Genomic DNA, 22173 nt, shown 5'->3' with positions numbered 1-22173 from the left:
CGTAATGAACTTTTTAGGTAGCTATTTTATTTATTGCTACTAACGTTAGCCTTAGCTTAAATGGTCAAAAAAAGTAAATTTATTCGTGCAATTCTATGGTCAAAATAAATTAAAATGGGTAGTTATTTTCATTATATAGGTCATCAAAATGAGACGATAAATGACTAAATCAGAATAATTAGTAGTCAATCGCGACAGATTGCGTTATGATAAATACCGTTAAATCAACGTTTTGAAAGTGTGTGAAAAATAATGAAAGTTAATACAATTTATCTTGATAATAGTGCTACAACAAAGCCTTATAAAGAAGTAATGCAGACGTTTATGGCAGTGAATGAACAGTATTATGCGAACCCTGCATCGATTCATGCCATGGGTGTAGAATCAAATGAATTATTAATGCGTGCGCGTGAGCAAGTAGCAGATATTTTGAAGACTGAAGCAAAAAATGTGCTATTTACTTCAGGTGGTACCGAATCAAATAACACGGCAATTATTGGTTTAGCACGTGGCAACACACATAAGGGTAAACATATTTTAACTACGGATATAGAGCATCCTTCTGTGTTAGAATCAGTCAAACAGCTTGAAAAAGAAGGCTTTGAAATAGAGTATCTACATGTAAATGCACAAGGTGTAATTTCATTGGATGAGCTAAAGGCAAAAATACGCAAAGATACTATTTTAGTTAGTATGATGCATGTAAATAATGAAATGGGTGCTATTCAGCCTATTTTTGAAGCTGCTACAATCGTCCATGCAGAAAGTCGAGCGGCATTTCATGTCGATGCAGTACAAAGCTTTGGAAAATTACCTTTAACATTTAACGGTGAGGAAGGTCCTGATTGTATTACAATATCTGGACATAAAATTCATGGATTTAAAGGCTCAGGTGTCTTAGCATTCCGAAAAAAAATGCAATGGCAGCCATATGCTTTAGGCGGAGGACAGGAATTTGGTTTACGTAGTGGCACAGTTGCTGTTCCGCAAGCAGTAGCACTGTCGAAAGCAGCTCGTATTGCAGTAGAAACAATGAATGAACGCGCGGAAAAATACCGTAAATGGCAGCGGGAAATCCGTGCTGAGCTAGAGCAATTTGGTGAGGTTGTGCATATTTTATCTACCCCAGAGAGTGCAGCTCATATTTTATCATTTAGTGTTCGTGATTTAAAAGGTGAGGTAATTATAAATGCCTTACAAAAATATGGTGTCATTGTTTCTACATCAAGTGCTTGTTCGTCAAAGCAAACAAAAACTAGCCATGTTGTAGAAGCATTAAATATTGATGAACATTTTAAAAAGGGTGTTATTCGTGTGAGTTTTGGTGCACATGTAACATCTGAAGATATAGCACAATTTATACTAGCTATCAAAAAAGTATTGATGGAACTAAAAGGAGAACTTTTATTATGATTTGGAAAGAAATATTAATTCGTTATGGCGAACTATCTACAAAAGGACGCAACAAGATGGATTTTATCCGTCGTTTACGTGAGAATATTCGCTATGCGTTTGCAGATTTAGGGCATTTACACATTCGTACAGAACGTGATCGTATGTTTATCGCCATTCAAGATGAGGCACAAATGAAAGTCTTAGTAGAAGGATTACCGAAAATTTTTGGGATTCAATCATTTAGTCCTGTTGCTGCTTGTGACAAAGATATGGATGCCATGAAACAGCTTGCGATTACGATTATGGATACATTTAAGCATGAACAATTAACTTTTAAAGTTGAAGTTAAACGTACAGATAAAACATTCCCATTAGATTCTCATGGTATTCAGCGTGAAATTGGCGGTCATGTTTTACCTCAATATCAAAATTTATCTGTAAAAGTGAAACATCCAGATGTAGAGCTACGAGTGGAAGTGCGCCACGATTCAACTTATATGATGGCGCAAGTTATTCCTGGCGCAGGTGGTATGCCTGTTGGTTCTAATGGAAAATCATTATTAATGCTTTCAGGTGGGATTGATAGTCCTGTTGCAGGCTATTTAATGATGAAACGTGGTGTACGTTTAGAGGCAATTCATTTCTTTAGCCCACCATATACAAGTCAAAATTCATTAGAAAAAGTAAAAGTGCTAGCAAATGAGCTAACAAAATTCGGCGCAAGTATTCGATTACATGTTATTCCGTTTACAGAAATCCAAGTGCTTATTAAAGAAAAAGTGCCATCTAATGTGTCTATGACTACAACACGTCGTATGATGTTAAAAGTTGCAGATAAAGTACGTGAAGAAATTAACGCACTTGCTATAGTAACAGGTGAAAGTCTTGGACAAGTAGCAAGTCAGACGCTTGAAAGTTTGACTGCTATTAACGCTGTAACGAATACACCGATTTTACGTCCGCTTATATCGAATGATAAATTAGACATTATTGAAATTGCGGAGAAGATCGGCACATATGAAACGTCGATTCAGCCATTTGAAGATTGCTGTACAATTTTCACACCTGCTAGTCCGAAAACGAAACCAAAGCTTGAAAAAGTAGAGCATTATGAAAGCTTTTCTGATTTCGATGACCTAATTGAACGTGCTGTGAAAAACCGTGAAGTTTACATTTTCCCGAAAAAAGAGCAGCCTACAGATAAATTTGCAAATCTTTTATAAAAAAATTACGGGCGTAACAAATAAATTCATCGTTGTTTTGTATTTATTTAAAAACGCCATTTAATAAGAAGGAAACCGTCTCAAAAACGTATTTGGGGCGGTTCTTTTTTTTATTTTCTAGTCAATTTCCTTTAGAGTTACATTTTACCTTTATTTTTTTCGTATTAAAAAACAAATATCGCACATTCTATAATCACAAGGAGGTGAGACAGACATGACAAACAACAATGGTAGTTCAAACAAGCTTGCAGTACCTGGTGTACAACAAGCACTTGATCAAATGAAATACGAAATTGCACAAGAATTTGGTGTTCAATTAGGAGCTGACGCTTCAGCTCGTGCTAACGGTTCCGTTGGTGGTGAAATCACTAAACGTCTTGTACAAATGGCAGAATCTCAATTAAAAGGTATGCCAAAAAACCAATAATTGCAGAATAAGTAATTATTGAACTTAAAACCAGTGACCGTAAAAGGCACTGGTTTTAGTTTGTTTAAATTTAGTTTTTTTATGCCACACGATTACGCGCATACATATAACAAAGCTATAAATACAATGATTTGAAAGTTGAAGCCGTTTTTTGAATGTCATTACTTTCGCAAAGAGCAGAAATAACAGCGACACCATCTGCACCTGCTTTAATAATAGCAGGTGCATTCTGGCAGTCAATGCCACCAATTGCGACAATCGGCAACAGCGGATACATGCTACGTGCTTGATGTAAAAATTCCGTTCCACAAGGTGGTTTGGCATCGTTTTTAGATGTGGTTGCATAAATAGGACCAATACCTATATAATCTGCTCCGTATTTTAAAGCAACTTGCAATTCAGTAGCTGTATGAACAGAAACACCAAGTATCCTTTGTCCAATTTTTTGTCGTACTAGTGAGACGGGATAATCATCTTGACCTATGTGAATACCATCTGCATTAAGCTTTAGGGCAAGGTCGATATCATCATTGACGATAAAGGGAACGTTATATTTCCTGCATAGATTTTGGCATTGACGTGCAAAATGCTCGTATTGCTCATTCGTCAAAGCATGTTGTCCTTTTTCACGAAATTGAAACATCGTAATACCTGCTTGCAATGCAGCCTCAAGTATTTCTAAAGGTTGTCTATTTTTCACATTCGCTGTGCCCATTATAAAATAAAGCTGTAAGTCACTACGTTTCATGTATGGTCACCTCGCAAGTATCATGAAATTTTTTGTAAGCAAAATGATTCGTTGGTCCATTGCCATTTCCAAGCGATAAATCATGGCTAATGGCTAGTTGAATAAATTTTTTCGCTTCAATAATCGCTTGTTTTAAAGGCATTTTCTGACCAATAAAAGCGGTTAATGCAGCAGAAAATGTACAGCCCGTTCCATGCGTGTTTTTCGTTGCAATTCGAGTAGATTGCATTGAAAATGTTTCGCCATCTTCAAAAAATACATAATCTGTTGCAAAATGATCGTCATGTAAATGTCCGCCTTTGATAATGACACATTGAACACCTAATTTTAATAATGATTGAGCAGCTTGCTGAATGTCTGATAAATTGTGTATTTTTCTAGCAGTCAGTGTCTCTGCTTCTGGGATATTAGGTGTTACGATTGTCGCAAGAGGTAATAAATCTTTTTTTAATGCCTCAACTGCTTCTTGTTGTAATAAGTTTTCGCCACCTTTGGCAATCATTACAGGATCAACAATAAGCGGAATATTTAACTTAGACATAGCTCGTGCAATTGTGTGAATTATATCAGAGGAAAAAAGCATACCTGTTTTTATTGCACTAATTGAAAAATCATCTAGAAGTGAATGAAGTTGTTTATTTACAAAAGCTTGTTCAATTGGAAGTACACCGTTCACTCCTAATGTGTTTTGTGCTGTTAAAGCAGTAATAACGGATGTCCCGAATACGTCTAATTCCTGAAATGTTTTTAAATCAGCTTGGATACCAGCGCCACCACCACTATCTGAGCCGGCTATTGTCGTTACAATATGCATTATTTTTCACCGCCTTTCGATAAACGGTGTAATTCATTTAAGACCGACAGTGCAAAATCACCGTTATATGGCGCAGATGAAGCGGCATGTTCAGCCACTTTTTTATAGCACGTTAATGTATTGCACAACTGAGAAAATGGCTCATTGCCTGCAATATAAGCTGCACAGCAAATGGCACTTAACAAACAACCAGTTCCTGTAACTTCTGTCATTCGAGCATGTCCACCAATAATCCATTGGGAGTGCTCTCCGTCAGTTATAAAATCTTTTTCACCAGTTACAATAACGATACAATTATATTTTTTAGAAATTTCTTTTGCTTTATCTTCAACAGATATTGAACCGCTGCCACTATCTACTCCTTTTTGTTGCCAATGAACATCAGCAATAGCGGCAAGCTCACCGATATTACAACGAATAACAGCAAAATGAACGGCTTCTAATAATTGCTGTACCACTTGTTTACGTAAATTTGTTGCTCCAACACCAACTGGATCCAAAATAATCGGTACACCTAGCGCATTTGCCTTTTTTCCAGCAAGTAACATCGATTCTTTTGTACGGGTAGTAAGCGTGCCAATATTAATCAATAAGGCTGATGCAATCGATACCATCTCCTCAACTTCCAGAGATTCATCTGCCATTACAGGCGAAGCGCCAATTGCTAATAAGCCGTTTGCTTGAAAATTTGCTACAACATAATTTGTAATACAATGAATGAGTGGCTGTTTTTTACGAATAGTTTGAAAAATCATCGTAGTCCTCCTTTTTTGGACGGACGTAAGCATGCAAAAAAGCTCTTTTTTTCGTGCGAAATATACACGTAAAAAGAGCTTATCATCAATAATAAGATGTGTGTTGCTCCCTACGTCAGTATTAACTAACAGGTTCAAAGGGTCAGGTTTTACCTTCTCAACTCGCTATGAGTCCCCCCGCAATCATGAAGTTTTTAGTTGTCCAAAATGTAACATACCTATCCACAGTATTCAATAGCATTTTATCATTAACTGGAAAGCAGTGACTGATGCCATATAATAAACCATGATAATTGTCATGACTTTCTTAAAATAAGGTTCATCCATTGAAAATCATAAAAAATGAGTTTTATAATAAACCTAGCAATAAGGAGGCAGTTATTATGAAAAGACAGGATTTAATCGCACCAGAATGGTATAACATTGTTGAGGAGATTGAGAAATATGCTCAAGACCCTACTAAAAATGCATTAATTGTTTATAATGATCATGAAGAAATTCAACACATTACATATGCAACTTTACTTGAAAAAGCAAATCAGGCGGCCCATGTATTTACTACGCAGGGACTAAAAAAAGGCGATGTGCTTTTAGTTATGGTTCCAAGATCTGTCGAGGCATATATCGTCTACATAGCGGCATTGAAAGCGGGCTTAACGATTATCCCTAGTTCAGAAATGTTGCGTACAAAGGATATCGAATATCGAATTACACATGCAAATGCAAAAGGAATAATTGCCTACGAGCCATATATTGAGCAATTTGACGAAGTAAAAAACTTAAAGGGTATTATGCAATATGTTATTGGTCATGCTCATGCACCATGGCAACCGTTGCTTGAAAAAATGGAGGAGCACCCTACAGACTATACGAATCCTACACCGACAAAAAGTACAGACAATGCATTTTTAGCCTATACAAGTGGGACAACTGGCAATCCTAAGGCAGCTGTTCATACACATAGCTGGGGTTATGCTCATTTACGGACAACAGCACCGAATTGGTTAGGTGTTCAAGAAAATGATATAGTATGGGCTACTGCTGCACCCGGCTGGCAAAAATGGATTTGGAGTCCATTCCTAGCAACTTTAGGCAGTGGTGCTACAGCCTTTGTTTATAAAGGTAAATTTAATGCATCAACTTATTTGTCATTGCTTGAAAAATTTAAAGTAAATGTATTATGTTGTACACCGACAGAGTATCGTTTTATGGCAGCACTCAATAATTTACAGGACTATAATTTAAGCGAGATTCGCCAAGCTGTATCAGCAGGTGAACCACTGAATAGTGAAGTAGTAAAAGTGTTCTCCGAAACGTTTGATATACAAGTTCGAGATGGTTACGGGCAAACGGAAAATACATTACTTGTTGGGACAATGGTTGGCATGGAAGCGCGCGTCGGCTCAATGGGTAAACCGACACCAGGAAATACAGTAGAAATAATCGATGACCTAGGACATCCTGTATCGGAAGGTGTTGTTGGGGATATCGCAGTGCATCGTGAAACACCTGCACTCTTTAAAAAATATTTCCAAGATCCTGAACGCACAAACCTACAATTCCGCGGAGAATGGTATATAACCGGCGACCGTGCATATAAAGATGCTGATGGCTATTTTTGGTTTGAGGGCCGCGGAGATGATGTCATTATTTCTTCAGGCTATACAATAGGGCCATTTGAAGTAGAAGATGCATTAATGAAACATCCTACAGTAAAGGAAGCGGCTGTTGTTGCTAGTCCAGATGAAGTAAGAGGAAATATTGTTAAGGCATTTATAGTCCTTCGTGAAGATGAGACTGGGGATGATACACTTATTAAAAAGTTACAAAACCATGTGAAATTATTGACTGCACCTTATAAATATCCACGTGCGATTGAATTTGTAGAAGTGTTACCGAAGACTGCCTCTGGTAAAATCCGTCGTGTCGAATTACGACAACAAGAAAAAGCGCATTACACACATCAATAAATATTTCCTAGGAAATAAAGTCGGAAAATCAAAGTTCATGTTTTTTTATGAACTTTTGATTTTTTGTTGTAGCCCCATTTATTTATAGTAAAATAATAAACAACCGAACATTTTTACATAAAAATTACGTAAAAGTGAAACGTTTTGGATATTTAGACGTATAACGTGTTGAGGAGGCGTTTGTATGAATGTGAAAAGGTGGATAGCCTTGGCTATTGCAGCTGTGTTGTTAGTATTTTCTTTAGGGATTAATACGATTTTTGCAATATTTAAATCAGACTTTTTTAGTAATTTTGACAGCATTGTCGCTGGAAATAATTTAGATGTTTATGAAACGGTTATTGAAGGTGAAGATTATAGTAAGCGTATTGCCTATTTAAAAGTTGATGGAACGATTCAAGATGTTGGATCGAACACATTATGGCAAACCGTTGCTTATGATCACCAGTTTTTCTTAAATCAGTTGGACAATATTTTAAATGATGATTCAGTACAAGGTATTGTTCTTAGTGTTAATTCACCAGGTGGTGGTGTAAAGGAATCGGCAGAAATTTATAAAAAACTGTTACAAATTAAAGAGGAACGTCAAATTCCAATTTATGTGTCAATGGATTCGATGGCAGCATCAGGTGGCTACTACATTTCAGCACCAGCAGATAAAATTTATGCACACCGTGATACGATTACAGGTTCAATTGGTGTAATTATGCAATCTATTAATTATCAGGAACTTGCAGAAAAAGTTGGCGTGAAATTTGAGACGTTTAAATCTGGGCAACATAAAGACATGCTGAGTCCAACGCGTGAAATTACAGCAGAAGAACGCGCTATGATGCAAGATATGATTAACGAATCATATGAAGAGTTCGTTGATATTGTTGAACAAGGGCGTAATATGTCTGAAGCTGACGTGAAAAAAGTGGCGGATGGTCGAATTCTTGGTGGTACAAAGGCACTTGAAGCAGGCTTAATCGATGAAATTGGTGACGAGCAAGCAGCTATTGCAGCTTTACGCCAAGATTACGATTTAGAGGATGCAGTTTTATTTGAATACAGCTATGATCAAGGTGGCCTACCGTCATTAATTGGTATGAAAGTAAGCTCTCTTTTTGGTCCATCGGCTGAAGAAAAAATGCTAATGAAAATTATGACAGAATACAAGGCACCTAAAATGATGTACTTATATGGTGAATACTAAGGAGGGCATACCATGACAAACAATGAATTCGTTTTGCAAGGGACACCCTCGATACAACAAGAACTGTTAGATAAGCCAACGACACCAATAGTGACTACAACTTATGAATTGAAGACAGCAGGATTTTGGGTGCGCTTTTGGGCATTTGTCTTAGATGGATTAATTATTTCAGCTGTTGTTGGCATCGTTGTCAATCCGATATTTTACTTAATGGACTGGTCGCTATCGGATTCGGTCTGGTATGCACCTATCTCAATAATTTCAGCTATTCTCTATTATTGTTACTTTGTACTAATGACGAAATTTTTTGGGCAAACGTTAGGGAAAATGGCTTTCGGGCTACGCGTTATCTCACTAGAGCATGACAAACTTACATGGTCAGATGTGCTGTTCAGAGAATGGATTGGTCGTTTAATTAGTAACATCATTATGCCACTTTATATTTTTGTGGCGATTTTACCTGACAACCAAGGCATCCATGATTATTTTGCAGATACGACGGTTGTCCATGAAAAAGTATACGTAGCGAAAGAAACAGCACAACCAACTATGCCAATTCAGGAAACAGAAAAAGAGCAAGAGCCTGAAAAGGTAGAGGATAAATTGGAAGAATCCTGAGCAGGGAAAGACTTGAATTTTTAAAAAGGGATAAAGTAGTTCATAAATTTCTATTATGTAAAATAGTTGATGGTAGCGAAGGCGGTGACTCCTGCGGGAACAGCACAAAACGTTAGATGCAACAGGTGGCGCGATTAGCGACGGTTGCGGCTTACATTGTGCCCGCGGAAAGCACCGCCATAGCGAACATTACTGACTAGAAAAGTGTTAGATTGATTTCAGTCATTCTAACATTTTTTCTTTTGGAATTTGAAATGCGAAATAGGTAGCATAGTGCAACATTCACAAAGTTTGCACTATAATAAGCTGTCCTAGTTGCAATTAATTCCCTACATTTAGTAAGATTATGTACATATGATGATTAGGAGGCGTTTTCATGGCACAAATTACATTTAAAAAAGGTCCAGTAACACTAATAGGTAACGAAGTAAAGGTTGGAGACCAAGCACCGAATTTCACAGTATTAGCAAATGATTTATCACCTGTTTCTTTAACGGATTCAGAAGGTAAAATTCGTTTGTTTAGTGTTGTTCCGTCATTAGATACAGGTGTATGTGATGCACAAACACGTCGTTTTAATGAAGAAGCTGCAAATTTAGGAGATAACGTAGTTATTTATACAGTATCTGTTGACCTGCCATTTGCTCAAAAACGTTGGTGCGGTGCTGCAGGAATTGATGCAGTTCAAACAGTTTCAGATCATCGCGATCTTTCATTCGGTGAAGCATATGGTGTATATATTAAAGAATTACGTCTTCTAGCACGTGCAGTATTTGTGGTAGATGCAGCTGGAAAAGTGACTTATGTCGAGTATGTACCTGAGGCTACAGATCATCCAAACTATGAAGCAGCAATTGCAGCAGTTAAAGCACTAGCATAATTTGCTTCTTTTAGGCTAAGATAATACTAGACAAAAGGGCTGTGACAGAGTTTGTCACGGCTCTTTTCTGCGTGAAAGGAAGTTATGTATGGAAAAGATTGAAAAACTATTTGGGATGCTAAATGAGCATGCAGAAAAAATAGAAAAAGAGCAGGATACGACTTTATTAGAGGGTGTACTTGATGGACTAGAGGCTTGGCTTGATGGGGATGTAGATTTCTCACAGCAAGGTGCAACGAAAGAAGACGTACGCAAGTCCATTCAAATTGCTATTTTAAAAGGTATGCGAAAAGGTTCCCAGCCAAATCATCAAATGACGCCAGATACTCTTGGTCTATTAGTTGGCTATTTCGTAGAACAAATTTTTGCGGATCAATTAGCAAAAGAAAAACTAACAATGTTGGACCCAGCAGTTGGCACTGGTAACTTACTGTTAACTGTTATGAATTTACTCGATGGAAAAATAGAGGCATCTGGTGTGGAAGTTGATGAGTTACTTATCCGATTAGCCGCAGCAACAGCAGATTTAACAGAGCAACCAGTTTCTTTATATCGACAGGATGCTTTGCAAGACCTATTAGTAGATCCTGTAGATGCTATTGTTTGTGATTTACCAGTCGGTTACTATCCGAATGAGGAAGTGGCGTTAGATTATGAGCTTTGTGCATCTGAGGGCATGAGCTATGCACATCATTTATTTATTGAGCAGTCTGTCAATTATACGAAGGATGGGGGATATTTATTTTTCCTAGCTCCGACGCATCTATTTGAATCCGAACAGTCTAAGCAACTGCATAAGTACATTCAAAAGCATGCTTGGATTCAAGCAATAATTCAATTGCCAGATACGATGTTTGCTAATAAATCACTTGAAAAAAGTATTGTTATTTTACAAAAACAAGGGGAAGCTTTTAAAGCTCCGAAAGAAGTATTGTTGGCGAAAGTACCAAATATGCAAAATAAACAAGCTCTTGCGATGTTCTTTGAAAAAGTGAAAATGTGGCAAGAAGGAAAATAATAAAAAAGGTATCCATATTTGGATACCTTTTTATGTATTGCTTATTAAGCTTCTGGTGTACGGATAACAAGTACGTCACAATTAGCTGAACGTACGATTGCTTCTGAAACTGAACCGATTAGGAAGCGTTCTACTGCATTTAAACCAGTAGCACCACAAATAATTAAATCTGCATCTACGATTTTAGAAAGCTCTTTTGTAATAATATTTTTAGGAGATCCATACTCAATTATTAGGTTTACGTTTGCTAAGCCTTCATCTTCAGCTTGTTTTTTGTAACCATTTAATAATTCTTCTGAGAAAGCTTGTGCACGTTCTGCAATTGAACGGTCATAAGCTTCAATAGCAGCGAATGAACGCGTATCAATTACGTTTACTAGGTTTAATACAGCACCTTCGTTACGTTTCGCAACATCGATTGATTTACGAAAAGCGTACTCCGCTTCTTTAGAACCGTCTACTGCAACTACAATGCTTTTATAATGATTAGCCATTTGTATTACCTCCCTATTTGTATAATGTAATTATACCAAATCATTTTCTAAAGGAAATACTTTCCGGAGAAAATTTGTGAATAAGTAAAGGCGTTTACTATGAAATACCTCGTTTCACTTAATTAGTATTAATATTTAGTATTTTAAAAATGTTACGAATTTAATTAGTATTTGCTTTAATTAAAGCATTTTTTTCACTTGTTTGGTAAGATGGAAGTGCAAGGGGGTCATCATCTACGAGGAATCGTATTTTGGTGAAGTATTGCTTAGTTCATAGGTTATGAAAGGGGATTGGAAATATGAAGATTGGTATTCCAAAAGAAATTAAAAACAACGAAAATCGCGTAGCAATGACACCAGCAGGGGTTGTCTCATTAACGCATGCTGGCCACGAAGTGTATATTGAAGCAGGGGCTGGTATAGGTTCAAGCTTTACAGATGCAGATTACGCGGCAGCAGGTGCACATATTGTTGCATCAGCAAAGGAAGCATGGGCTCAAGAAATGATTTTAAAAGTAAAAGAACCCGTAGCATCGGAATACGATTACTTTTATGAAGGACAAATCTTATTTACCTACTTACATTTAGCGCCGGAGCGTGAGTTAACGCAGGCATTAATAGATAAAAAGGTTGTAGGTATTGCCTATGAAACAGTACAACTTGCAAATGGCTCTTTACCTTTATTAACGCCAATGAGTGAAGTTGCAGGTAAAATGGCAACTCAAATTGGTGCGCAATATTTAGAGAAAAATCATGGTGGTAAAGGTATTTTATTAGGTGGCGTATCTGGTGTACAACGCGGAAAAGTAACTGTTATTGGTGGCGGAATTGCTGGCACAAATGCTGCGAAAATCGCTGTTGGTATGGGAGCGGATGTAACGGTTATTGATTTAAGTCCGGAACGTCTACGTCAATTAGAAGACATGTTTGGTCGCGATGTACAAACGCTAATATCTAACCCTTATAATATTGCAGAATCAGTGAAAAGCTCAGATTTAGTTGTAGGGGCTGTTCTGATTCCTGGCGCTAAAGCACCAAAGCTAGTATCGGAAGAAATGATTCAATCGATGCAACCAGGCTCTGTTGTCGTGGATATTGCCATTGACCAAGGTGGGATTTTTGCGTCATCTGATCGCGTTACAACACACGATGATCCAACATATATTAAGCATGGGGTTGTACATTATGCTGTTGCCAATATGCCAGGTGCTGTACCACGTACGTCAACGATTGCTTTAACAAATAATACAATTCCATATGCGCTACAAATAGCAAACAAAGGCTATAAGCAAGCATGTATTGACAATCCTGCATTGAAAAAGGGTGTTAATGCATTAGAAGGGCATATTACTTATAAAGCAGTAGCAGAAGCACAAGACTTGCCATATGTAAATGTTGATGAATTAATAAAATAAAATGAAATACTAAAATAAATATAGAAAAATTATACGGTTCATTACCGTTACCTACGGATATAAAAAGTGTTAGATTGATGGCGGTCAATCTAACACTTTTTTGCTATGTCGTTGATGTCCGCTACGGCGGGCGCTTTCCGCGGGCACACTGTAAGCCGCAACCCTCGCTGACGCGCGGTATGTTGCGTCTTACTATGCGTGCGTTCCCGCAGGAGTCGCCGCCTCCGCTACCATCAACTAGTGCTCTCTTGTGATTGCAAAAGAAAGAATAGCTAACATTTTATTCATTTTACAAAGTGGAAATGTATTAATAACTTTGAAGGAAACACCAAAGTAATAGGTCCATCCTCTGAATAGTATTTCTAACTGTAAAACACTTTGTTAATTACAGTACAATTAAGTCTTTAGGGAATTTTGTTAAAACTTCTACACCATCATTTGTAACTACAACATCATCTTCAATACGTACACCTGTGACATCTGATTTGTAAATACCTGGCTCGATTGTGAACACCATACCTTCTGCCATAACCATGTCGTTCGCACCTGTAACAGATGGGAATTCATGTACGGAAATACCAAGCCCATGGCCTAGTCGATGTGTGAAATATTCTCCATAGCCTGCATTAGTAATCGTATCGCGAGCAATTTTATCTAAATCCATTGCGCGTACTCCAGGTTTTACAGCCACAATTGCATTTGTATTCGCAGCTAATACGGCATCGTATATTGCCTTTTGTGCCTCAGAAGGCTCTCCAAATGCAACTGTACGTGTGATATCTGAGCAATAGCCATCGTAAATTACCCCTAAGTCAAATAAAATCATATCGCCTTTTTCGACTTTACGAGAGCCTGGTTTACCATGTGGTGAAGCCGTTTTAGGACCACTTAACACCATTGTCTCAAAGGACATCTTACAGCCCTTTTCTTGAATAGCACTTTCAATAGCTGTTAAAATTTCCATTTCAGTTTTACCTTCAGCAATTTCTTTACAGCCTACTTCAATTGCGTAATCTGCAAGCTGTGCGGCTTTACGAAGCTTGTTCAACTCATCTTCATCTTTAATAACACGCATTGCATTAATTTTTTCATCTAGACGTACAAAATTTGCCTGCGGAAATGATTGTTGTAAAGCTTCTAAACGCTCTACAATAAGCTGTGCTTTTTCAATTGCAAACGTTAATGGATTTACATTACGAGCAATAATTGCTTGTGCAAGAATATCCATAGCATTGTCTGTATCTTGGTGACCGATGACTTCATATGACCAGCCTGCAGCTTTTGCATCTGGAATTTCCATTTGTGGACAAATTAAAAAAGGCTCTGCCTCTTTAAAAATCATCACTCCTAGTAATCGTTCGTGGGGATTACTTTTGAAACCAGATACGTAAAAAACATTATCGGGAGTCGTAACGAAAGCAGCATCAATTTGATTTTCTTGTAAATAATTTTGGATTTCTTGTACTTTTGACATCATCCATTCCTCCTCATATTGCACTAGTTTGCTGATGTTAGCCTATAGCTGCATGCCTTCATGTTGCTTCAATTATTTAAGGTGAAAGCAAGGCAAAGTTTACTAGTGCCCACTACTTAAAAATAAAACACGGCGTGGCTTTTTCTCGGCATTTGCATGTCGGGAAAAGCTGAGCACTATACACTTTTCATGTCCTGTTTAAGCATATCAAAAAAAGGGAAAAAGCGCATGGATAGCGAATTAAAAGATGGAGCAAATATTCTCAATATCAGGAGGAACAATTAATGCAAATTAGTTATCATGGACATTCTGTTGTTAAAATTCAAACAAATGGTAAAACAATTTTAATTGACCCTTTCATTAATGGAAATAGCCAAACTGATTTAAAGGTTGCTGAAGAAGCACCAGATATTATTTTGCTTACACATGGGCATAATGACCATGTGGGCGATACAGTGGAGCTTGCAAAGAAAAAGGATGCTCTAGTTATTGCACCGAATGAGTTAGCAAACTGGATTTCATGGCAAGGTGTGAAAGCGCATCCAATGCATATTGGGGGAGCGAGAGAGTTTGATTTTGGAAAGGTCAAATTTACACAGGCATTCCATGGCTCTTCTTATGTAACAGAGAACAATGAAATTATTTATATGGGTATGCCTGCAGGTGTTTTATTGTTTATCGAAGGATTAACAATTTACCATGCTGGTGATACAGCACTATTTAGTGATATGAAATTAATTGGAGAGCGTCATCCAATTGATGTTGCGTTTTTACCAATTGGCGATAATTTTACGATGGGTCCTGAAGATGCGGCATGTGCAGTATCATTTTTAAAGCCAAAAATCGTAGTACCGATCCATTATAATACATTCCCTCCAATCGAACAGGATCCGCAAATTTTTGCTAATTTAGTGCAAAATGCAGAAGTTCAAATTTTAAAAGCGGGTGAAAAAGTAAACTGTTCCTAATCATTTAAGTTGCTGTACTATAAAGATTGACACCACGTGCGTAGTTGAAATAATGGGAAACGTAAAACATTTTACACCTTTATACTCAATATTTTCGCAAAAAATATGGTACACTAATAACAGAATTAATTGCTTGAGAAATAGGTGATATTTTGTCAACAAAACATGAGAAGATTTTACAATACATCGAATCACTACCCGTGGGCGATAAAATTTCAGTACGACAAATTGCAAAGGAAATGCAAGTGAGTGAGGGAACGGCTTACCGTGCCATTAAAGAAGCGGAAAATCGCCGCCTTGTAAGTTCTATTGAGCGCGTAGGAACAATTCGTATTGAGAAGAAAAAGAAAGAAAATATCGAACGATTAACATTTGCAGAAATTGTTAATATTGTAGATGGCCAAGTGCTAGGTGGCAAAACCGGTCTACATAAAACATTAACAAAATTTGTAATTGGTGCGATGCAATTAGAAGATATGATGCGTTATACAGATGCAGGTAGCTTATTAATCGTCGGAAACCGTTTTAAAGCTCATGAAAATGCGCTCCGAGCAGGTGCAGCTGTATTAATTACAGGTGGATTTGATACAACGGATGACAACAAACAGCTTGCCGATTCATTAGATTTACCGATTATTTCTACTAGTTACGATACTTTTACTGTGGCAACGATGATTAACCGTGCGATTTATGACCAGTTAATCAAAAAAGATATTTTATTTATTGAGGATATTTTCGTGCCAATGACCGAGACATCTGTGCTCCATAATGATGAAACGATTCATCACTTCCATAAGTTAAATGAGCGTACAACTCATGGTGCCTTTCCGGTAGTAACTGCTATGAATAAGCTAGTTGGAATGATTACGGTTAAAGACGTAATCGGTAGGGAAGAGGACGAGCTTATAGAGAAAGTGATGACGAAAAATCCAATTGCTGGATCAATGAAAATGAGCGTCGCTTCAGCAGGGCATCGCATGATTTGGGAAGGGATCGATTTACTGCCAATTGTAAATGACGATAATGTTTTACAAGGGGTCATTAGTCGACAAGATGTGTTAAAGGCGTTGCAGCTTGCGCAAAGACAGCCTCAACACGGTGAGACCATTGATGATTTAGTGAAAAATGAAATGAAAGTGCTTGGCGATGAAGATTTAATCGTGGAGTTTAAAGTGACACCGCAAATGACAAACCAATATGGGGCTATTTCTTATGGAGCATTTACAACTTTACTAGCCGAAGTTGGATCATTTGCATTAAAGCGTCGTAAGCGTGGCGATGCAGTTGCAGAAAACATGACAATTTATTTCATCAAGCCTGTTCAAATGGAGAGCACGCTTACTGTCAAACCTCGCATATTAGATATGAGTCGTAAGTTCGTAAAAATGGACTTTGAAGTATTTAATCAGCAAATGCTTGTCGGTAAGGCAATGATGATGTTCCAACTATTAGAGCGTTAAGCAAACAAAAAAAGGGATGGCCTAGGGCAAATACTAGGTCATCCCTTTAACAGTTTTTTTCAATTATATGTGCAAAGCAGTGTAATAGTTATCGATTAATACGAAACTCTTCATCAACAAATTGTCCATAGTGACGTGCCTTTTTAATATTTTCAACAACAACAAAGATGCCTAATACGACAAGAATTGCTACAATGATAAATGTAAACGTTCCAGGGAATAAGTATGCTTGGTTCAATGCAAATGCAAGAATGAAAGAACCTAAACCTATATTCGACTTACTTTTATACCAATTTTTAGCAATTGGTAATGGAGAACGGAACTGTTTTGTTTTAAAATAAAAATAAAAGACAAATGATATAATTATTGCAAACACAAAAATTAAATTGAACATAGTAAACCTCCTAGCATAACTAGACATTATTGTAACGATAATTGAGGAAAAATGCTAACGGTTATTACTATCATTTTGGGGGAAACCATTTTGAAAAGACAAATCATCGACACAATTGCTTCATATGAGACAATCGTTATTCATCGACATGTACGTCCAGATCCTGATGCGTATGGGTCACAATTAGGGTTAAAAGAATTGATTTTAGCAAATTATCCAGAAAAGAAAGTTTACGCTGTTGGTGAACATGATACATCCTTGTCGTTTTTAGCTGAACCTGATCAAATAGCGGATGATGTATATGAAAATGCATTGGTTATTGTTACAGACACGGCGAATACTGAGCGTATTGACGATCAGCGTTATACAAAAGGAAAAATGGTCGTAAAAATAGATCACCATCCAAATGACGATCAATACGGAGACTTATTGTGGGTGGAAACAACTGCTAGTTCATGCAGTGAGATGATTTATGAGCTTTTTGAAGAAGGAAAGGAAATCGCTGATTGGAAACTTTCAGATGCATCCGCACGATTATTATTCGCTGGAATTGTAGGAGATACAGGCCGTTTCCAATTCCCAAGCACAACTGTAAAAACATTTAAAGTTGCAGCGGAACTAATTACATATAACTTTGATCGAAATCAAATTTTCGATGGGATGTATGAAATGGAGCAAAAGCTGCTAACTTTACAAGGATATATTTACCAAAATTTCATTATGGATGAAAATGGCGCAGCGTATGTAAAGCTGACAAAAGAATTGCTTGCCGAATTCAAAGTTGTTCCATCTGAAGCCTCGCTTTTAGTGGGCTGCCTAGGTAGTGTAAAGGGAATTTGTGCATGGGTAATTTTCATAGAAGAGGAAGACCAAATTCGTGTCCGTCTGCGTTCTAAAGGTCCGATTATTAATACATTAGCGAAGGAATTTAATGGTGGTGGGCATCCACTTGCTTCTGGTGCAACTGCCTATTCATGGCAAGAAGCGGATCGCGTCACTACACGTTTAAAAGACATTTGTAAGACATATCAATAATTTTTGAAAGGCAGGGATTCTTTTGACACATGTATATACACAAATGCATACGAGCGCGGATTTATTAAAAAGCACGATTCGGCTTGAACAATTGATCCCTTTTTTACAAGAACAAAATACGCAGGCCTGTGCAATCGTCAATTCGAAGTTGTACGGGCTTTTGCCTTTTTGTAAAGCAATGCAGCAGGCAAATATTCATGCTGTAATAGGGCTTTCGGTGAAGGTGCAATGGGATAATAAAATAATACCGCTCGTGCTGTATGCACAAACACAGGAAGGTTACCAGCATCTTTTAAAGATTAGTAGTGCTGTTTCTATTCGAGAAGATGAGGTATTGCCTTGGAGATGGCTTGAAGGTTATGCAGCGGGTTGTATAGCATTACTTTCGGCAATGGATATAGCGGAAATAGCAGAATGGACAGATATGACAAGTGCTTTACAACAAGTATTTGGAAAACGTTTATATGTAGGGATTGCAAGACCAGGAGGAATAATAGCAGACAATGAAGCTATGATTTCACATTGGTGCGAGACAAAAGAAATTCCAATCGTAGCAACTCAGCGTTGTTATTTTTTACAACCTGAAGATCATTTTGCTTATGAGGTTGCTAGAGCAATTGATACAGGGGAAAAACTTCAAGACACAATGCTAACAGCTCATTTAGAAAACTATTTTGCACCAACTGAGGAACAGTGGAAGGAATGGTATTTAGACCGTCCTGAATGGATTGAGGCAAGTGCAGGCATGCTTGCTAGCTGTATAGCAAAAATTCCTGAAATGCATGTTCAAATGCCAAAATTTCCGATACAAGAGGGTGAAACAGCCGAAAGTTTGCTTGTAAAAGAAACGTTTTCTGGTTTAGCTGAGCGCCTAAAGCTGTCTGAGGTACCAGCAATTTATCGAGATAGACTGCAATATGAACTAGAAATTATATGTTCGATGGGCTATGCTGATTACTTTTTAATCGTTGCAGATTTTATGCGCTTTGCCAAAGAAAATCGTATATTAACTGGACCAGGACGTGGCTCTTCGGCAAGTTCGCTTGTTGCATTTAGTCTCTCCATTACACAGGTAGATCCACTTGCCTATGGATTATTGTTTGAACGATTTTTAAATCCTGAACGTGTAACATTGCCGGATATTGATATTGACTTTGTTGACAGTAAACGACAACAAGTAATCCAATACGTCGCACAAAAATATGGCAAGGCTAATGTTGCACAAATTATTACTTTTGGTACTTTATCTGCGAAAGCAGTGGCGAGAGATGTTGCGCGTGTTTTTGGATTTGATGCTGAAGTGATGGAAAAAATATCGAAAATGATTCCGAACAAACCTGGTATGACTTTGCAAAGAGCTGTAGCGGAGTCACAAAACTTTCAAAGTTGGTTAGCAGAAGATGAATACCATCGACGTTGGCTTGATGTAGCTTTAAAATTAGAAGGCTTACCAAGAAATTCTTCTACCCATGCTGCCGGCATTGTCTTAGCACCGACACCATTAGTTGATACGGTCCCAATTGAGGAAGGACATGAAGGGATTTATTGTACCCAATGGCCTATGGGGGACGTGGAAGAACGTGGGCTTGTAAAAATGGACTTTTTAGGGTTGCGCAATCTAACAATTTTAGAGCAAGTACGTTGGTCTATTTACAAAGCAGGGGGACCGTGGATAGAGTTTGATCTTATCCCTATGCATGATGAGCGCACCTTTCAGTTACTTCAAAAAGGAGATACAGTAGGTATTTTCCAATTAGAGTCAGATGGCATGAAACAAGCATTACGTGATATTCATCCAACGCAATTTTCAGATATTGTTGCTGTTAATGCACTTTATCGGCCAGGACCGATGGATTTTATTCCTGTCTATGCAAGAAGAAAGGCAGGCAAAGAACATGTAACGATGCCCCATCCGTTGCTAGAGCCAATTTTACGTGAAACATTTGGTGTAATTGTCTATCAGGAGCAAATTATGCAAATTGCTGCGACTATGGCCGGTTTTACGATGGGGCAGGCGGATTTATTACGCCGTGCGGTTAGTAAGAAAAATCGCGATATATTAGAGGAGCAACGCACTGCCTTTGTAGATGGAGCATTGAGACAAGGTTTTGTTAGGAGAGATGCAGAGGATGTCTACGAGCTAATTGTACGCTTTGCGGACTACGGCTTTGCAAAAAGTCATGCGGTTGCCTATAGTGTCATCTCGTATCATATGGCGTATTTAAAGGCTCATTACCCACAAAGCTTTTATGCAGCATTATTAACAAATGCAACAGGAAATGTAGAAAAAATTCAACAGCTTGTTTCGGAAGCGAAAGAAAAAGGCATTCCGTTTTATCCGCCATCATTATTGCAAAGTACTAAATTCTTTTTAGTAGAAAAGGATGGCATTCGCTATAGTTTATCTGGCGTTAAAGGTGTACCGCACACCTTTTTAGAGAAAGTAGTGACGTTACGTAAAACAAATCCAGATGCCTTTCATAATTTATTTGATTTGGCTGTAGCTTTAAGTGCGCAGCATTTTAAACCGAATGTAATGGAGTCTCTCGTTTATGCAGGTGTGCTCGATTATTTAGGGAAGGACCGTGCTGTACTTGTGGCTACCTTAGAGGCAGCATTAAAACAGGCAGAGCTCGTGCGCCCAACAGAGGATGTAGATATAGAAACAGCAACTGCCTTTAATTTTGGGAAACCGAAATATATGCAAGCTGAAGCGATGTCTCAGAAGGAAAAGCTCCAGCATGAGAAAGAATGTTTAGGTTTTTATATATCTGCTCATCCAGTTACTGAAGAAAGAAGTTACTGGGGAGAAGTTACTGTAACATGTGCTGAACTGAAGTATGCACGTGAAGGAACGTATGTAAAAATGATTGGTTTAATTGAAGAAGTGAAAAAAATAAGGACAAAAAAAGGAGAGCAAATGGCCTTTGTCCAACTTCAAGATGAATTTGGAATCGTATCAGTAACCTTATTTCCACAAGTATTTCAACTAGTACAGGAAATTTTGATAGAAGATGAATTGCTTTATATTGAAGGTACACTTGAAAAACGTTTTGGGAAATCGCAAGTGAAAGTAAAACATGCACAATCGACTAAAAAGATATGAAATTAAACAAGATTTTAGAAACTGCATAGAATTTTATGCAGTTTTTTCTTTACTTTTAAACAGTTATTTTGTAAGATGTAGTCAATGCTAAAAAAGTGGTCAGACCACTTTTTGATAACGGGAGTTAATCATATGGATAAACAAACCGAACAAAAAAAAGTGTTTTTAGAAATCGTTCAGCAATTGCGTCAACTTATTCGAATGGAAAAAATTCAAGCTGGAGAGAAGCTTCCTTCTGAACGTGTTTTATCAGAAAGGTTAGGTGTTGGGCGATCCTCTGTAAGGGAGGCACTGCGCAGTTTAGAGTTACTTGGACTCATTGAAACGCGACACGGTGGAGGTACATTTCTTGCCTCAACACATAAGCATCAGCTTGTAGAAGTACTGTCGATGTTTATATTAGAAGATGAAAAATCAAAAAAAGATGTCGAATTAACGCGACAAATTCATGAAAAGGAAGCAATTCGCGTAATAAGTTGTACAGAGATTCTTCGTACACTACCTGTGTGGGATAGTTTTTTTGTGAAGCTGGAAATTGAAGGAACAGTAAATTGTCGTGACGTATTGAGAGAAATATTAGTTACGTCAGGCAATCGGCTTTCGCTGAAAATCTGGTTTCAACTTGCAGCATATGACGGTGACCGTTTAAATCGAAACTCAACGGAAGATGAAAAACTAATCCTTCAAACGATGTTGAAATCGATGCAACTTGGCTATGAAAAAGAAGCATTACTAGCTTACGAGCAGTGGATGGGTACTGGTCAAACTTTTTAGACAATAA

At 37.6% G+C, this 22173-nt stretch carries 20 protein-coding genes and 1 riboswitch; of the genes, 14 read left to right on the top strand and 6 right to left on the bottom strand.

The genetic code is table 11. The features are described 5' to 3' along the window. The first annotated feature begins 252 nt into the window (after nt 1–252). The 3 genes from ACQKNX_RS12150 (at nt 253) to ACQKNX_RS12140 (ending at nt 3045) form a co-directional block, all read left to right on the top strand. Complete coding sequence (locus ACQKNX_RS12150; RefSeq protein ID WP_427429080.1) at nt 253–1413, top strand: cysteine desulfurase family protein; 1161 nt, start codon at nt 253–255, stop codon at nt 1411–1413. Then, entirely contained in the window at nt 1410–2618 is a 1209-nt protein-coding gene (gene thiI, locus ACQKNX_RS12145; protein ID WP_427429079.1) for a tRNA uracil 4-sulfurtransferase ThiI, read from the top strand. The genes ACQKNX_RS12150 and thiI overlap by 4 nt, the downstream gene beginning before the upstream one ends. A gap of 214 nt (nt 2619–2832) precedes the next feature. Further along, entirely contained in the window at nt 2833–3045 is a 213-nt protein-coding gene (locus tag ACQKNX_RS12140; RefSeq protein WP_173477551.1) for an alpha/beta-type small acid-soluble spore protein, read from the top strand. A 115-nt stretch (nt 3046–3160) separates the two neighbouring features. On the opposite strand, the gene thiE is transcribed toward ACQKNX_RS12140, so the two are convergent. From thiE to thiM, 3 genes are read right to left on the bottom strand one after another with little or no spacing between them, the layout of a single operon-like run. After that, entirely contained in the window at nt 3161–3793 is a 633-nt protein-coding gene (gene thiE / locus ACQKNX_RS12135; RefSeq protein ID WP_427429078.1) for a thiamine phosphate synthase, read from the bottom strand. Beyond that, nucleotides 3783–4607: a bifunctional hydroxymethylpyrimidine kinase/phosphomethylpyrimidine kinase gene (thiD, locus tag ACQKNX_RS12130; RefSeq protein ID WP_427429077.1), complete on the bottom strand. Its 825-nt coding sequence runs from the start codon at nt 4605–4607 to the stop codon at nt 3783–3785. The genes thiE and thiD overlap by 11 nt, the downstream gene beginning before the upstream one ends. Then, nucleotides 4607–5362 carry a hydroxyethylthiazole kinase gene (thiM, locus tag ACQKNX_RS12125; protein WP_427429076.1) on the bottom strand — a complete coding sequence of 252 codons (756 nt, stop codon included), beginning with the start codon at nt 5360–5362 and terminating at the stop codon, nt 4607–4609. Before thiM ends, thiD begins: the two co-directional genes overlap by 1 nt. A gap of 90 nt (nt 5363–5452) precedes the next feature. Further along, nucleotides 5453–5551: riboswitch (TPP riboswitch) on the bottom strand. A gap of 194 nt (nt 5552–5745) precedes the next feature. Between thiM and mbcS the strand changes: the two genes are divergently transcribed. The 5 genes from mbcS to ACQKNX_RS12100 all read left to right on the top strand — a co-directional run bounded on the left by mbcS (nt 5746) and on the right by ACQKNX_RS12100 (nt 11046). After that, on the top strand, nt 5746–7332 hold the full coding sequence (mbcS, locus tag ACQKNX_RS12120) for an acyl-CoA synthetase MbcS (protein ID WP_427429075.1): 1587 nt from the start codon (nt 5746–5748) through the stop codon (nt 7330–7332). A gap of 184 nt (nt 7333–7516) precedes the next feature. Then, nucleotides 7517–8530, top strand: a complete 1014-nt coding sequence (sppA, locus tag ACQKNX_RS12115; RefSeq protein WP_427429074.1) for a signal peptide peptidase SppA — start codon at nt 7517–7519, stop codon at nt 8528–8530. 12 nt (nt 8531–8542) lie between these two features. After that, nucleotides 8543–9148, top strand: coding sequence for an RDD family protein (locus ACQKNX_RS12110; RefSeq protein WP_427429073.1), 606 nt, complete (start codon nt 8543–8545; stop codon nt 9146–9148). A gap of 376 nt (nt 9149–9524) precedes the next feature. Then, complete coding sequence (gene tpx, locus ACQKNX_RS12105) at nt 9525–10028, top strand: thiol peroxidase (RefSeq protein WP_427429072.1); 504 nt, start codon at nt 9525–9527, stop codon at nt 10026–10028. Between the two features lie 88 nt (nt 10029–10116). Beyond that, nucleotides 10117–11046, top strand: a complete 930-nt coding sequence (locus tag ACQKNX_RS12100) for a class I SAM-dependent methyltransferase (protein ID WP_427429071.1) — start codon at nt 10117–10119, stop codon at nt 11044–11046. A gap of 44 nt (nt 11047–11090) precedes the next feature. On the opposite strand, the gene ACQKNX_RS12095 is transcribed toward ACQKNX_RS12100, so the two are convergent. Continuing rightward, nucleotides 11091–11540 carry a universal stress protein gene (locus ACQKNX_RS12095; protein WP_139860572.1) on the bottom strand — a complete coding sequence of 150 codons (450 nt, stop codon included), beginning with the start codon at nt 11538–11540 and terminating at the stop codon, nt 11091–11093. Between the two features lie 299 nt (nt 11541–11839). Between ACQKNX_RS12095 and ald the strand changes: the two genes are divergently transcribed. Continuing rightward, nucleotides 11840–12955 (top strand): alanine dehydrogenase, encoded by a 1116-nt coding sequence (ald, locus tag ACQKNX_RS12090; protein WP_427429070.1) that lies wholly within the window; start codon nt 11840–11842, stop codon nt 12953–12955. Nucleotides 12956–13340: 385 nt separating this feature from the next. Here ald and ACQKNX_RS12085 read toward each other — a convergent pair whose 3' ends face one another. Further along, nucleotides 13341–14429: a M24 family metallopeptidase gene (locus ACQKNX_RS12085; protein WP_427429194.1), complete on the bottom strand. Its 1089-nt coding sequence runs from the start codon at nt 14427–14429 to the stop codon at nt 13341–13343. Nucleotides 14430–14713: 284 nt separating this feature from the next. Here ACQKNX_RS12085 and ACQKNX_RS12080 point away from each other — a divergent pair, with 284 nt between their 5' ends. Both ACQKNX_RS12080 and ACQKNX_RS12075 read left to right on the top strand, forming a co-directional pair. Then, nucleotides 14714–15397 carry a metal-dependent hydrolase gene (locus ACQKNX_RS12080; RefSeq protein WP_401009048.1) on the top strand — a complete coding sequence of 228 codons (684 nt, stop codon included), beginning with the start codon at nt 14714–14716 and terminating at the stop codon, nt 15395–15397. A 152-nt stretch (nt 15398–15549) separates the two neighbouring features. Further along, nucleotides 15550–16857, top strand: coding sequence for a DRTGG domain-containing protein (locus ACQKNX_RS12075; protein ID WP_340823061.1), 1308 nt, complete (start codon nt 15550–15552; stop codon nt 16855–16857). 88 nt (nt 16858–16945) lie between these two features. On the opposite strand, the gene ACQKNX_RS12070 is transcribed toward ACQKNX_RS12075, so the two are convergent. After that, on the bottom strand, nt 16946–17251 hold the full coding sequence (locus ACQKNX_RS12070) for a YtpI family protein (protein ID WP_340823063.1): 306 nt from the start codon (nt 17249–17251) through the stop codon (nt 16946–16948). A gap of 90 nt (nt 17252–17341) precedes the next feature. On the opposite strand from ACQKNX_RS12070, the gene ACQKNX_RS12065 reads away from it, so the two are divergent. The 3 genes from ACQKNX_RS12065 (at nt 17342) to ACQKNX_RS12055 (ending at nt 22166) form a co-directional block, all read left to right on the top strand. Continuing rightward, nucleotides 17342–18286 carry a DHH family phosphoesterase gene (locus tag ACQKNX_RS12065; protein ID WP_427429069.1) on the top strand — a complete coding sequence of 315 codons (945 nt, stop codon included), beginning with the start codon at nt 17342–17344 and terminating at the stop codon, nt 18284–18286. A gap of 22 nt (nt 18287–18308) precedes the next feature. Further along, the gene (gene dnaE, locus ACQKNX_RS12060; RefSeq protein ID WP_427429068.1) at nt 18309–21392 is read left to right on the top strand and encodes a DNA polymerase III subunit alpha; all 3084 of its coding nucleotides are present in this window, start codon (nt 18309–18311) and stop codon (nt 21390–21392) included. Between the two features lie 132 nt (nt 21393–21524). After that, the gene (locus tag ACQKNX_RS12055; protein WP_401020693.1) at nt 21525–22166 is read left to right on the top strand and encodes a FadR/GntR family transcriptional regulator; all 642 of its coding nucleotides are present in this window, start codon (nt 21525–21527) and stop codon (nt 22164–22166) included. The last annotated feature ends 7 nt before the right edge of the window (nt 22167–22173 follow it).

The sequence above is a fragment of the Lysinibacillus sp. NPDC093712 genome (assembly GCF_050280025.1).
Taxonomy (GTDB): Bacteria; Bacillota; Bacilli; order Bacillales_A; family Planococcaceae; genus Lysinibacillus.
The sequence above is the reverse complement of the archived record's forward strand: the minus strand, read 5'-3'. Positions and strand labels throughout refer to the sequence as shown.

Coding starts and splice junctions, on each gene's coding strand:
- ACQKNX_RS12150 (WP_427429080.1), top strand. CDS start 253: ATGAAAGTTAATACAATTTATCTTGATAATAGTGCTACAACAAAGCCT.
- thiI (WP_427429079.1), top strand. CDS start 1,410: ATGATTTGGAAAGAAATATTAATTCGTTATGGCGAACTATCTACAAAA.
- ACQKNX_RS12140 (WP_173477551.1), top strand. CDS start 2,833: ATGACAAACAACAATGGTAGTTCAAACAAGCTTGCAGTACCTGGTGTA.
- thiE (WP_427429078.1), bottom strand. CDS start 3,793: ATGAAACGTAGTGACTTACAGCTTTATTTTATAATGGGCACAGCGAAT.
- thiD (WP_427429077.1), bottom strand. CDS start 4,607: ATGCATATTGTAACGACAATAGCCGGCTCAGATAGTGGTGGTGGCGCT.
- thiM (WP_427429076.1), bottom strand. CDS start 5,362: ATGATTTTTCAAACTATTCGTAAAAAACAGCCACTCATTCATTGTATT.
- mbcS (WP_427429075.1), top strand. CDS start 5,746: ATGAAAAGACAGGATTTAATCGCACCAGAATGGTATAACATTGTTGAG.
- sppA (WP_427429074.1), top strand. CDS start 7,517: ATGAATGTGAAAAGGTGGATAGCCTTGGCTATTGCAGCTGTGTTGTTA.
- ACQKNX_RS12110 (WP_427429073.1), top strand. CDS start 8,543: ATGACAAACAATGAATTCGTTTTGCAAGGGACACCCTCGATACAACAA.
- tpx (WP_427429072.1), top strand. CDS start 9,525: ATGGCACAAATTACATTTAAAAAAGGTCCAGTAACACTAATAGGTAAC.
- ACQKNX_RS12100 (WP_427429071.1), top strand. CDS start 10,117: ATGGAAAAGATTGAAAAACTATTTGGGATGCTAAATGAGCATGCAGAA.
- ACQKNX_RS12095 (WP_139860572.1), bottom strand. CDS start 11,540: ATGGCTAATCATTATAAAAGCATTGTAGTTGCAGTAGACGGTTCTAAA.
- ald (WP_427429070.1), top strand. CDS start 11,840: ATGAAGATTGGTATTCCAAAAGAAATTAAAAACAACGAAAATCGCGTA.
- ACQKNX_RS12085 (WP_427429194.1), bottom strand. CDS start 14,429: ATGTCAAAAGTACAAGAAATCCAAAATTATTTACAAGAAAATCAAATT.
- ACQKNX_RS12080 (WP_401009048.1), top strand. CDS start 14,714: ATGCAAATTAGTTATCATGGACATTCTGTTGTTAAAATTCAAACAAAT.
- ACQKNX_RS12070 (WP_340823063.1), bottom strand. CDS start 17,251: ATGTTCAATTTAATTTTTGTGTTTGCAATAATTATATCATTTGTCTTT.
- ACQKNX_RS12055 (WP_401020693.1), top strand. CDS start 21,525: ATGGATAAACAAACCGAACAAAAAAAAGTGTTTTTAGAAATCGTTCAG.